This is a genomic window from Pseudomonas shirazensis, from assembly GCF_014268785.2.
Lineage (GTDB): Bacteria > Pseudomonadota > Gammaproteobacteria > Pseudomonadales > Pseudomonadaceae > Aquipseudomonas > Aquipseudomonas shirazensis.
This window is the reverse complement of the sequence record NZ_JABWRD020000001.1, coordinates 1,845,484-1,858,002: the sequence shown is the minus strand read 5'-3', so window position 1 is coordinate 1,858,002 and position 12,519 is coordinate 1,845,484. Positions and strand designations below refer to the sequence as shown.

Annotated in this window: 10 protein-coding genes; 5 read left to right on the top strand and 5 right to left on the bottom strand. The window is 62.8% G+C overall.

The window, feature by feature from the left end; translation table 11 throughout:
* Positions 1 to 36 precede the first annotated feature (36 nt).
* The 5 genes from HU736_RS08425 to rloA form a co-directional block, all read right to left on the bottom strand.
* Complete coding sequence (locus HU736_RS08425; RefSeq protein ID WP_101321028.1) at positions 37 to 771, bottom strand: phosphoadenylyl-sulfate reductase; 735 nt, start codon at positions 769 to 771, stop codon at positions 37 to 39.
* A gap of 100 nt (positions 772 to 871) precedes the next feature.
* Positions 872 to 2,215, bottom strand: a complete 1,344-nt coding sequence (gene pabB, locus HU736_RS08420) for an aminodeoxychorismate synthase component I (RefSeq protein WP_186699381.1) — start codon at positions 2,213 to 2,215, stop codon at positions 872 to 874.
* Positions 2,216 to 2,347: 132 nt separating this feature from the next.
* Positions 2,348 to 3,331, bottom strand: a complete 984-nt coding sequence (locus tag HU736_RS08415) for an alpha-L-glutamate ligase-like protein (RefSeq protein ID WP_103437953.1) — start codon at positions 3,329 to 3,331, stop codon at positions 2,348 to 2,350.
* Complete coding sequence (gene rloB / locus HU736_RS08410; protein ID WP_103437952.1) at positions 3,331 to 4,866, bottom strand: osmotic stress tolerance membrane protein RloB; 1,536 nt, start codon at positions 4,864 to 4,866, stop codon at positions 3,331 to 3,333. The genes HU736_RS08415 and rloB overlap by 1 nt, the downstream gene beginning before the upstream one ends.
* Positions 4,867 to 4,871: 5 nt before the next feature.
* Positions 4,872 to 5,408, bottom strand: a complete 537-nt coding sequence (rloA, locus tag HU736_RS08405) for a retropepsin-like aspartic peptidase RloA (protein ID WP_103437951.1) — start codon at positions 5,406 to 5,408, stop codon at positions 4,872 to 4,874.
* Between the two features lie 306 nt (positions 5,409 to 5,714).
* Here rloA and HU736_RS08400 point away from each other — a divergent pair, with 306 nt between their 5' ends.
* The 5 genes from HU736_RS08400 (at position 5,715) to prpF (ending at position 12,499) form a co-directional block, all read left to right on the top strand.
* Entirely contained in the window at positions 5,715 to 6,431 is a 717-nt protein-coding gene (locus tag HU736_RS08400; protein WP_103437950.1) for a GntR family transcriptional regulator, read from the top strand.
* Complete coding sequence (prpB, locus tag HU736_RS08395) at positions 6,428 to 7,318, top strand: methylisocitrate lyase (protein WP_103437949.1); 891 nt, start codon at positions 6,428 to 6,430, stop codon at positions 7,316 to 7,318. The genes HU736_RS08400 and prpB overlap by 4 nt, the downstream gene beginning before the upstream one ends.
* A gap of 66 nt (positions 7,319 to 7,384) precedes the next feature.
* Positions 7,385 to 8,512 carry a bifunctional 2-methylcitrate synthase/citrate synthase gene (prpC, locus tag HU736_RS08390; RefSeq protein WP_186699379.1) on the top strand — a complete coding sequence of 376 codons (1,128 nt, stop codon included), beginning with the start codon at positions 7,385 to 7,387 and terminating at the stop codon, positions 8,510 to 8,512.
* A gap of 155 nt (positions 8,513 to 8,667) precedes the next feature.
* Entirely contained in the window at positions 8,668 to 11,256 is a 2,589-nt protein-coding gene (acnD, locus tag HU736_RS08385) for a Fe/S-dependent 2-methylisocitrate dehydratase AcnD (RefSeq protein ID WP_186699376.1), read from the top strand.
* Between the two features lie 55 nt (positions 11,257 to 11,311).
* Positions 11,312 to 12,499 (top strand): 2-methylaconitate cis-trans isomerase PrpF, encoded by a 1,188-nt coding sequence (prpF, locus tag HU736_RS08380; RefSeq protein ID WP_186699374.1) that lies wholly within the window; start codon positions 11,312 to 11,314, stop codon positions 12,497 to 12,499.
* Positions 12,500 to 12,519: the final 20 nt, after the last annotated feature.

Below are 12,519 nucleotides of genomic sequence, written 5' to 3'. Positions count from 1 at the left end.
GGGGCTGCACAGCAGCCCCGATCCAGGCGCCGTGCACTACGCCTTGGAAATGATATTCCCCGCGTGCAACCCACACTCCTTCTGCGTTGCTTCTTCCCACCACCAGCGGCCTTCGCGCTCATGCTGGTTGGGCAGTACCGGCCGTGTGCACGGCTCGCAACCAATGCTGATGAAGCCGCGCTCATGCAGGCTGTTGTACGGCAGCTCGAGCATGCGGATATAACCCCACACTTCTTCACTGCTCATCTGCGCCAGCGGATTGAACTTGTACAGGGTGTGCTCGGGCGTTGAAAACGCGGTGTCGATTTCCAGTGCGGCAACCTGGCTGCGGGTGCCAGGGCTCTGGTCGCGACGCTGGCCAGTGGCCCAGGCGCTGACTGTGGCCAGCTTGCGGCGCAGCGGTTCGATCTTGCGAATCCCGCAGCACTCGCCATGGCCGTCCTTGTAGAAACTGAACAGGCCTTTCTCTTTGACCAGCGGCTCGAGCTTGGCCCGGTCGGGGCTGAGGATTTCGATCGGCAGGTTGTACTGCTCGCGGACCTGATCGATAAAGCGGTAGGTCTCCGGGTGCAGCCGACCGGTATCCAGGCTGAACACCTTGACCTGCTTGTTGAGCTTCCAGGCCATGTCCACCAGCACCACGTCTTCGGCGCCGCTGAAAGAGATCCACAGGTCATCGCCAAAGTGCTCGAAGGCGAGTTTGAGAATGTCCTGGGGGGACTTGCTGGCGTAACTTGCAGCCAGGGTGGCAACGTCGAAGGCTTGGCTCATCAGGCGGTTTCCATCGGGTTTATGGCGCTGTGCGCTCGTAGTCTGCAAATGGTAACAAAAATTGGCAGGACTAACCGCTTGTGATGCCCCGCGCCGCTGCTCAGAGCCTTTGCAGGGTCTGCAGCAATACCCGCACCTTGGCGATCGATTCTTCGTATTCCGCCTCCCAGTGCGAGTCTGCCACCACCGCGCCGCCGCCCCAGCAGCAGGCCTGACCATCCTTGATCAGCACGCTGCGAATGGCGATCGAGCTGTCCATTTCGCCGCGTACATCGATGTACAGCAGCGAGCCGCAGTACAGTGCGCGGCGGGTGGGTTCCAGTTCGTCGATGATCTGCATGGCGCGGATCTTCGGTGCACCAGTGATCGAGCCGCCAGGGAAGCTATCGCCGAGCAGGTCGAGCGAGTCCTTGCCTGCGGCCAGGCGGCCCGTGATGCTGCTGACCAGGTGGTGTACGTTGGGGTAGCTCTCCAGGCTGAACAGCTCGGGTACCTTGACCGTGCCGGTCTCGCAGGTGCGCCCCAGGTCGTTGCGCAGCAAGTCGACGATCATCAGATTCTCTGAGCGGTCCTTGCTGCTGGCAAGCAGCTCGGCGGCGTTGCGTGCGTCTTCTGTCGGGTCGCTGGAGCGCGGCCGGGTGCCCTTGATCGGGCGGGTTTCCACTTCGCCCTGGCTCACTCGCACAAACCGTTCCGGCGAGAAGCTCAGCATGGCGCTGCCATCCGCCAACTGCTGGTAGCCAGAGAACGGCGTAGGGCAAGCCTTGCGCAGCGCCTGATAAGCTGCCCACGGGTCGCCCTGGCAGGGCGCACGAAAACGTTGGGTCAGGTTGATCTGGTAGCAGTCGCCGGCTTTGATGTACTGCTGCACGCGATCAAACGCCTGGCGATAGTCGTCGGGCTGCAGATCGCCGCGCATCGGCGCGAGCAGGCTGAAGGTGCCGGGCGCGGCCTCGGCCGCGGTGCTGAACAGCGCGATCAGCCGCTGCTGCTCGCCTGGCGCAAGGCTTGGATGAAACACCAGTTGGCTGGTGCCCAGCAGGTGATCGCTGACCAAGGCCCAGGCGTACGAACCCAGTTGCGCGTCAGCCAGGCCGAGGTCGTCGCGAGCCTGGTTCGGTAGCTGCTCGAGGCGGCGGCCAAAATCATAGCTGAGGTAGCCGATCAGGCCGCCAGCGAAGGGCAATTCGACGCCGTCCGGCAGCTCGGCGCGGCCTAGCCCGCTGAGGCTGGCGCGCAGCCGTTGCAGATACGCCCGGCCATCTTCATCGGCTTGGGTTTGCAGCTGCTCGACTGGCCAGGCGCTGAGCAGGTCGAAGCGGCCACGTTCCGCGCCGGGGCGGGCGCTGTCCAGCAGGATCGCGCCCGGCGCCTGGCGCAGGCGAGCGAACCACACGGCCGGGTCGGCCTGATAGGGCAGGGGGTGAAGCGTACAGGTCGGCATGCGAATGAACAGCGCTGAAAAAACGAGGAGGCGATTGTAGGCTGCTGATGCCAAGCGGCCTAGTCCCGGCTGCGACATCCGCCGCCGGGATAGCGCAGTGGAGCTGCTCGCAGCCCCACGCGCAGGCACTTTTCAGTTGTGCGAAGGGACGTGGCCAAACAGGCTTTGCGCAACCCGCACGCGTTGCTCGGCATCTTCGCTGATGCCGTCTTTGGCCAGCGCTTCGATATGCGCTTCGATGGCATGGGTGCGCTGGGTCAGGCCGCAGTCGTTGGCGATCTGGATGTTCAGGCCAGGGCGGGCGTTGAGCTCGAGAATCAACGGCCCCTTGTCCTGATCCAGCACCATGTCCACGCCGATGTAACCCAGCCCGCACAGCTCGTAGCAGCCGGCGGCGAGCTTCATGAAGCCGTCCCAGTTGGGCAGTTGCACGCCGTCTACCGAGTTTGTGGTGTCCGGGTGCTTGCTGATGATGTTGTTCAGCCAGGTACCACGCAAGGTGACGCCGGTGGCGAGGTCGACACCGACGCCGATAGCGCCCTGGTGGAGGTTGGCCTTGCCGCCCGACTGGCGGGTAGGCAGGCGCAGCATGGCCATCACCGGGTAGCCCATCAGGACGATGATGCGGATGTCCGGCACACCTTCATAGCTGATGCTCTTGAAGATCTGGTCCGGCGTTACCCGGTACTCGATCAGCGCCCGGTCACGGTGGCCGCCAAGCGAGTACAGGCCGGTGAGGATGCTCGACACCTGGTGTTCGATTTCCTCGTGGCTGATGATCTTGCCCGACACCGTGCGGTAGCGGTCCTCGAAGCGGTCGGCGATGACCAGAATGCCGTCACCGCCGGCGCCCTGGGCCGGCTTGATGACGAAGTCACTACGCCCGCCGATGATCTCGTGCAGCTTGTCGATCTGCTTTTCGGTCTCGATCACGCCATACATTTCCGGCACATGGATGCCGGCTGCGATGGCGCGCTCCTTGGTAATGATCTTGTCGTCGACGATCGGGTACAGGCTGCGCTTGTTGTACTTGAGGACGTAGTCCGCGTTGCGCCGATTGATACCCATGATGCCCCGGGCCTCCAGGGCTTTCCACGTCTTGATCAGTCCGAACATCAGGCGTCAGCCTTCTTCAGGAATGCCTTGAAGCGCACCAGCTCGGTCAGGCGGTAGCCGCGGTAGCGACCCATCGCCAGCATGAAGCCCACCAGAATCAACAGCACTGCAGGGAAGGTGAAGACGAAGTACACCAGCTCCGGCACCATCATCAGCAGGTGCGCCAGCGAGGCGGCGAACAGGGTGCCGATGGCAACTTTCATGGCATGGCCACCGCCACGTTCTTCCCAGGTGATCGACAGGCGTTCGATGGTCATGGTCAAAATCACCATCGGGAACAGCGCCACCGACAGGCCGCGCTCAAGGCCCAGTTTGTGGCTGAACAGGCTGATGGCAGCGATCAATACCACGACAAAGGTCAGCACCACCGACAGTCGCGGCAGCATCTGCAACTTGAGGTGCTCAAGGTATGAGCGCAACGACAGGCCCAGCGCGGTAATCACGGTAAACAGGATGATGCCGAAGCCCAGCTGAGTCTCGCGGAAGGCCAGGGCGATCAGCACCGGGGTAAAAGTACCCAGGGTCTGGATGCCGATCAGGTTGCGCAGCACCAGGATCACCAGCACGCCAATCGGGATCATGACCATGATCATGAAGGTCTGCTGGGTTTGCAGCGGCAGGCTGTACAGCGAGTATTCGAGGAAGTCGGCGTCGGTGTTTTCGTCGGTCAGCTTGGCCAGGCGGATGGCATTCATCTCGCTGTTGTTCATGCTGAAGGTGACGTTGGCCTTCTTGCCGCCATCGACGGTGATCAGGTTGTCATCGCCGGTCCACCACAGCAGGCGATCGCTGGGCAGGCCTTGCTCGCCGGTGTCCGGGTTGAAGTACAGCCAGTCGTTGCCGTTGAAGCTGCGCAGCCACAGTTCAGGCGATTGCGGGGTGTCGGCAATCAGGCGAATGGTGTGGACCTTTTCCATCGGTACGTGTGCGATGGACAGCAGCAGGTCGATGACCTTGGCCTTGTTCATGGCCGAGGTGTCGCCGGCCAACAGCAGCTTGACGTTGTCGTCGTTGAGGTTGTTGACCCGCTTGATGGTTTCACCGACAAAGGTTTCGACGTCGGCCGAGTGCTGACGAATCGGCGCCATCAACGCTTCGGCGGCAATCTTCTCAGGCCCCTCGACAGCTTTGCTGTCACGGAAGGTCGGGCCTTTGATGGCGATCTTCTCGTTGCTGTAGCGCTTGGTCAGCACCAGGCGGTAGTAAAGGGTCTGATTGCCATTGGCGCGGCGCGCCGACCAGGTCACCTTGCGGTTGCCATCGGCGCGGTTGACGCTGACGCCGTAGTTGTTGGAGATGAAGCTCTCGTTGAGGCTGACGTAATCGCGGCTCAGCGGCGGCACGAACATCTGCACCTTGACTGGATCCTTGGCACTGGCGACGAACTCGACCTTGGCGTCGATGTTCCACAAGTCGTCGGTTTCGTCTTCGGTCATCGGGATGCCGAGGAAGAAGATCTGATAGGCCGTGACCGCCACGCCCAGCAACACCAGCACGGTGATGAGGACTTTGAGGTGAAGGGTGAGAGAGCGCATCGGGATTACTCTGCTTTGGGAGCGTCGGTGGCACAGGCAGGTTTGCCGGCCGCGTATTTGAGGCTGGGGTCGACCAGCGCGTCGAAGTCTTTCAAGGCCTCGGAGCCGATCAGCAGCGGGAACTGGAACGTGCTGCGATCGGTTAGGTTGACTTCGATAGTGCGCAGGGCACGGCCCATGCAAATGTTCAATTCGATGACCGGGCGGGCGGTGTAGGCCTTGCCTTCGTCGGCATTGTAATCACCGGCACGCCGCTTGATCTTGCTGACCCGGGCCAGCGGCCGCTCGATCGGGTGCGAATGAGCGGTATCGATGGCCAGGTAGAAGCGCACCCAGCTCTCGCCGTTGCGCTTGAAACGCTTGATATCACGGGCACTCAGCGAGGCTGTCTTGGCGCCGGTATCGAGCTTGGCCGCAACCTCGAGGTCGAGGTCATTCAAGTGGGCGTACTCGTTCAGACCGTACACGGTCTTCTCGGCTGCGTGGCCGAAGGTCGGCAGCAGGGCAAGGCAGAACAACAATAGAACGGGTGTAAGTCTCATAAATCCTGGCGCGGTGCTGTGCTGGGTTCAGGGCAAGGCGACTGGCCAAGCATCCTTTTGATCTGTCGACACTTATACAAATGACTACACAAATGACATACGACGACAGGCGGACTGTTGATGCCCCCTCAGGGAAGCGCGGCATTCTACCACGGCGACGTCTTGACGCCAGCGCGTCGCAATCTGACAGTGCTGGCGCGCTTTAAGTTCGCCGTTAGACGATTGTCGACAATGTACATTTTGGCTTTGACTATTCACCTCTGTTTAGCTAGTTTTGTGGCTATTGAAGTTCAAGGTGTCGACAATATGCTGGAGCTCAGCCAAGCCCCGCCGAACATAGTGGAAGAAAGCGAGACGCTTTCGGAAAACGTCTTCCGGCGTATCCAGGCTGCCATCGTCAAAGGCGAAATCGCTCCAGGCAGCAAGATCTCCGAGCCGGAGCTGGCGCGCACCTACGGCATCAGCCGGGGCCCATTGCGTGAGGCTATCCATCGCCTCGAAGGCCAGCGCTTGCTGGTGCGGGTGCCGCATGTTGGCGCTCGCGTGGTATCGCTGAGCCACGCTGAACTGATCGAACTGTACGAGATCCGCGAATCGCTCGAGGGCATGGCCTGTCGGCTGGCCGCCGAGCGCATGAGTGCGGCCGAGATCGACGAACTGCGCCGGGTGCTCGACACCCACGAGCGCGATGCCGCGTTCCAGGCCGGGGTGGGCTACTACCAGCAGGAAGGTGACTACGACTTCCACTACCGCATCATTCAGGGCAGCGGCAACCAGACCCTGGTGCAGATGCTCTGCGGCGAGCTGTACCAGCTGGTGCGCATGTACCGCATCCAGTTTTCCGCCACGCCTAACCGCCCGCATCAGGCCTTCGCCGAGCATCACCGCATCCTCGATGCGATTGCCGACCGCGACGGCGAGCTGGCCGAACTGCTGATGCGCCGCCATATCGGCGCGTCCAAACGCAATATCGCGCGCCACTATGAAGGCGCAGACAACAACAGCCCACGAGGTGAGTCATGACTGTGAAGAGCACGCCAGGCCAACGTTTCCGCGACGCGGTTGCCGCTGAACATCCTTTGCAGGTAGTCGGCGCGATCAACGCCAACCACGCGTTGCTGGCCAAACGCGCCGGGTTCAAGGCCATCTACCTGTCCGGTGGCGGCGTCGCCGCCGGCTCGCTTGGCCTGCCAGACCTGGGTATCACCGGTCTGGATGACGTGCTCACCGACGTGCGGCGCATCACCGACGTCTGCGACCTGCCGTTGCTGGTGGATGTCGACACCGGCTTTGGCGCTTCGGCATTCAACGTGGCGCGCACCGTGCGTTCGATGAACAAGTTCGGCGCGGCGGCCATTCATATCGAAGACCAGGTTGGCGCCAAGCGTTGCGGCCACCGACCTAACAAGGAGATCGTCACCCAGCAGGAGATGGTCGACCGGATCAAAGCCGCCGTCGATGCGCGTCTGGACGACAGCTTCGTGATCATGGCGCGCACTGACGCGCTGGCAGTGGAAGGCCTCAACGCCGCGCTGGACCGCGCTGCCGCCTGTGTCGAGGCGGGGGCCGACATGATCTTCCCCGAGGCGATCACTGAACTGGCAATGTACAAGACCTTTGCCGAGCGCGTGCAGGCGCCAATCCTGGCCAACATCACCGAGTTCGGCGCGACTCCGCTGTACACCACCGAACAACTGGCAGCCGTCGACGTGTCGCTGGTGCTGTACCCTCTGTCGGCGTTTCGCGCCATGAACAAAGCGGCGGAAAATGTCTACACCGCACTGCGCCGCGACGGCACTCAGCAAAACGTCATCGACACCATGCAGACTCGCATGGAGCTCTACGATGCCATCGGCTACCACGCCTTCGAGCAGAGCCTCGATGCGCTGTTTGCCCAGAAAAAAGGCTGACACTCAGTTAGCAGTCGCTCGGATTAGCCAGCAATTCCATAACAAGTTCAATAAAGGAGAAGCCCCATGGCCGAAGCAAAAGTACTCAGTGGCGCAGGCCTGCGTGGCCAGGTGGCCGGCCAGACCGCGCTGTCGACCGTTGGCCAGGCCGGTGCCGGCTTGACCTACCGTGGTTATGACGTGCGTGACCTGGCAAAGCATGCCGAATTCGAAGAGGTCGCCTACCTGCTGCTGTACGGCGAGCTGCCCAGCAAAGCCGAAGTCAACGACTACAAGCGCAAGCTCAAGGGCTTGCGTGATCTACCCCAGGCGCTCAAGGAAGTGCTTGAGCGCATTCCCCGTGATACCCACCCGATGGACGTCATGCGCACCGGCTGCTCGATGCTCGGCACGCTTGAGCCGGAGCTGACCTTCGACACCCAACAGGACAAGACCGATCGCCTGCTGGCGCTGTTCCCGGCGATCATGTGCTACTGGTACCGCTTCAGCCACCATGGCGTGCGCATCGCCTGCAACAGCGATGAAGACACCCTCGGCGGGCACTTCCTGCAACTGCTGCACGGCAAGAAGCCGAGCGAACTGCATGTGAAGGTGATGAACGTCTCGCTGATTCTGTACGCCGAGCATGAGTTCAACGCCTCGACCTTTACCGCCCGGGTCTGTGCCTCGACCTTGTCTGACCTGTATTCGTGCGTTACCGCGGCGATCGGCTCGCTGCGCGGCCCACTGCATGGCGGCGCCAACGAAGCGGCGATGGCCTTGATCGAGCGCTTCCAGAGCCCGCAGGAAGCGACCGCCGAGCTGCTGCAGATGCTCGAGCGTAAAGACAAGATCATGGGCTTTGGCCACGCGATCTACAAAGAGTCCGACCCGCGCAACGAGGTGATCAAGGGCTGGGCCAAACAGCTCGCTGATGAAGCCGGTGACACCGTGCTGTATCCGGTTTCCGAAGCGATCGACAAGACCATGTGGGAGCAGAAGAAGCTGTTCCCCAACGCCGACTTCTACCATGCCTCGGCGTATCACTTCATGGGCATTCCGACCGAGCTGTTTACACCCATCTTCGTCTGCTCGCGGCTGACCGGCTGGGCGGCGCATGTGTTCGAGCAGCGTGCCAACAACCGGATCATTCGCCCGAGTGCGGAGTATGTCGGGGTCGAGCAGCGTGAGTATGTGCCAATAGAGCAGCGTTGAGGCTGCGGGTGTCGGGGGCTGCTCTGCAGCCCTATCGCGACACAAGGCCGCTCCTGCAGTGGACTGCGGTGCTTTTGTAGGAGCGGCCTTGCGTCGCGAAAGGGGCGTGCAGCGCCCCCAGCTTTACCAACCAATACCGTGAGCCTGATAACTATATGAACAGCACCTTCCGCAAGGCACTGCCAGGCTCCGGCCTGGACTATTTCGATGCCCGCGCAGCGGTCGAGGCGATCAAGCCCGGCGCCTACGCAGGCCTGCCATACACCTCCCGCGTACTGGCCGAAAACCTCGTGCGCCGCTGTGATCCAGCCACCCTCAATGCCTCGCTGGAGCAGTTGATCGAACGCAAGCGCGATCTCGACTTCCCCTGGTTCCCGGCGCGGGTGGTGTGCCACGACATTCTTGGCCAGACCGCCCTGGTCGACCTGGCAGGCCTGCGCGACGCGATCGCCGACAAGGGCGGCGACCCGGCCCAGGTCAACCCGGTAGTACCCGTGCAGTTGATCGTCGACCACTCCCTGGCCGTCGAGTGTGGTGGCTACGATCCGCAGGCTTTCGAGCGCAACCGCGCCATCGAAGACCGGCGCAACGAAGACCGCTTTCATTTCATCAACTGGACCAAGAAAGCCTTCAAGAACGTTGATGTGATTCAGCCCGGCAACGGCATCATGCACCAGATCAACCTGGAGAAGATGTCGCCGGTGATCCACAGCGAGCGCGGCGTAGCCTACCCGGACACCTGCGTCGGCACCGACAGCCACACCCCGCATGTCGATGCACTGGGCGTCATCGCGATTGGTGTGGGTGGCCTTGAAGCCGAGAACGTCATGCTCGGTCGCGCCTCGTGGATGCGCCTGCCGGAAATCGTCGGCGTCGAGCTGACCGGCCGCCTGCAGCCGAACATCACCGCCACCGACCTGGTCCTGGCTCTGACCGAGTTTCTGCGCAAGCAGAAGGTGGTCGGCGCCTATCTGGAGTTCTACGGTGAGGGCGCCCGCGCGCTGACCCTGGGCGACCGCGCCACCATCTCCAACATGGCTCCGGAATACGGTGCTACTGCGGCGATGTTCGCCATCGACCAGCAGACCATCGACTACCTGCGCCTGACCGGCCGCGAAGAGCAGCAGGTGCAACTGGTCGAGAACTACGCCAAGGTCGCCGGCCTCTGGGCCGACAGCCTGGTCGACGCGGTTTACGAGCGTGTCCTCAGCTTCGACCTGTCGAGCGTGGTGCGCAACATGGCCGGGCCATCCAACCCGCATGCCCGCGTGGCCACCAGCGAGCTGGCCGCCAAAGGCATCGCCGGGGCCTGGCAGGATGTGCCTGGGCAGATGCCGGACGGCGCCGTGATCATCGCCGCCATCACCAGCTGCACCAACACCAGCAACCCGCGTAACGTGATCGCCGCTGGCTTGATCGCCCGCAACGCCAACCGCCTTGGGCTGACCCGCAAGCCGTGGGTCAAGTCGTCGCTGGCGCCGGGTTCCAAGGCGGTCAAGCTGTACCTGCAGGAAGCCGGGCTCGAACATGAGCTGGAGCAACTGGGCTTTGGCATCGTCGCCTTCGCCTGCACCACCTGCAACGGCATGTCTGGCGCGCTCGATCCGGTTATCCAGCAGGAGATCATCGACCGCGACCTGTACGCCACCGCGGTGTTGTCGGGCAACCGCAACTTCGACGGGCGCATCCACCCGTACGCCAAGCAGGCGTTCCTCGCTTCGCCGCCGCTGGTGGTGGCCTACGCCATTGCCGGGACCATCCGCTTCGATATCGAGAAGGATGTGCTGGGCGTGGTCGACGGCAAGGAAATCCGCCTCAAGGACATCTGGCCCAGCGATGCCGAGATCGACGCCGTAGTCGGTGCAGCGGTCAAGCCCGAGCAGTTCCGCAGTGTGTACATCCCGATGTTCGCCATCGAAGAAGACACTGGGCCCAAGGTCCCGCCGCTGTACGACTGGCGCCCGATGAGCACCTACATCCGTCGCCCGCCGTACTGGGAGGGCGCCCTGGCCGGTGAGCGCAGCCTGCGCGGCATGCGCCCGCTGGCGGTGCTGCCGGACAACATCACCACCGATCACCTGTCGCCGTCGAATGCGATCATGCTCGACAGCGCCGCCGGTGAATACCTGGCAAAGATGGGCCTGCCCGAGGAAGACTTCAATTCCTACGCAACCCACCGCGGTGATCACCTGACTGCCCAGCGCGCCACCTTTGCCAACCCCAAGCTGTTCAACGAAATGGTGCGCAGGGCCGATGGCAGCGTGCAGCAGGGTTCGCTGGCGCGGCTTGAGCCGGAAGGGCAGGTGGTGCGCATGTGGGAAGCGATCGAAACCTACATGCAGCGCAAGCAGCCGCTGATCATCGTTGCCGGTGCGGATTACGGCCAAGGCTCGTCACGCGACTGGGCCGCCAAGGGCGTGCGGCTGGCCGGGGTCGAGGCGATCGTTGCCGAAGGCTTCGAGCGCATTCACCGCACCAATCTGGTCGGTATGGGGGTGTTGCCGCTGGAGTTCCAGGCCGGCACCGACCGTAACACCCTCGGCCTCGATGGCAGCGAAAGCTACGACGTGCTCGGCCGGCGCACCCCGCGGGCGACCCTCACCCTGGTGGTCACCCGCCGCAACGGCGAGCGCCTCGAGGTACCGGTGACCTGCCGCCTGGATACCGCCGAAGAGGTTTCCATCTACGAAGCGGGCGGGGTACTGCAGCGCTTTGCCCAGGACTTCCTCGAAGCCACTGTCTGACCGAAGGGCCGCTCTGCGGCCCTTTTGCATCCCCCTACACAGCCAGGACTGAGCCATGACCCATCCAGCACAAATCAAGATCCCGGCCACCTACTTGCGCGGTGGTACCAGCAAGGGCGTGTTTTTCTCGCTGCAAGACCTGCCTGAACGCGCTCGCCAGCCCGGGCCTGGCCGGGACGCGCTGATCCTGCGCGTGATCGGCAGCCCCGACCCATACGGCAAGCAGACCGACGGCATGGGTGGCGGCACGTCGAGCACCAGCAAGGCGGTGATCGTCTCGACCACTACCAAGCCTGAGCACGACGTTGACTACCTGTTCGGCCAGGTCGCCATCGACAAGGCGTTTGTCGACTGGAGCGGCAACTGCGGTAACCTCTCGGCAGCGGTCGGCTCGTTCGCTATCAGCAGCGGCTTGGTCGACCCAGCGCGCATCCCGCACAACGGCACTGCCACGGTGCGTATCTGGCAGGCCAACATCAGCAAGACCATCATTGCCCATGTGCCGATCAGCAACGGCGAAGTGCAGGAGACCGGTGATTTCGAGCTGGACGGGGTGACGTTCCCTGCTGCCGAAGTGCAACTGGAGTTCGTCGAGCCGGCCGCCGATGATGAAGGCGGTGGGGCGATGTTTCCCACCGGTAACCTGATTGATGACCTGGAAGTGCCAGGGGTTGGCACGTTCAAAGCGACTCTGATCAACGCCGGCATCCCAACCATTTTCCTCAATGCGCAAGACCTCGGTTACAGCGGTACCGAATTGCAGGATGCGATCAATGCTGACCCGCAAGCGCTGGCGCGCTTCGAGACCATTCGTGCCTATGGCGCACTGCGCATGGGCTTGATCAGCAACCTCGAGCAGGCCCGCGCACGTCAGCACACGCCCAAGGTGGCCTTCGTCGCGGCACCTGCTGCTTATGCTGCGTCCAGTGGCAAAGCGGTCGCGGCGGCAGATATCGACCTGCTGGTGCGCGCGTTGTCGATGGGTAAACTGCACCACGCCATGATGGGTACTGCAGCAGTCGCCATCGGCACCGCCGCCGCCATTCCTGGGACGCTGGTCAATATGGCCGCCGGCGGTGGTGAGCGCACGGCGGTGTGCTTTGGGCATCCGTCCGGGACATTGCGCGTCGGTGCCGAGGCGCGCCAGGTAGACGGCCAGTGGACCGTGACCAAGGCCATCATGAGCCGCAGTGCGCGGGTGCTGATGGAAGGGTGGGTGCGGGTGCCGGCGGACAGCTTCTAGCCACATCGCTGTGCAGCGGC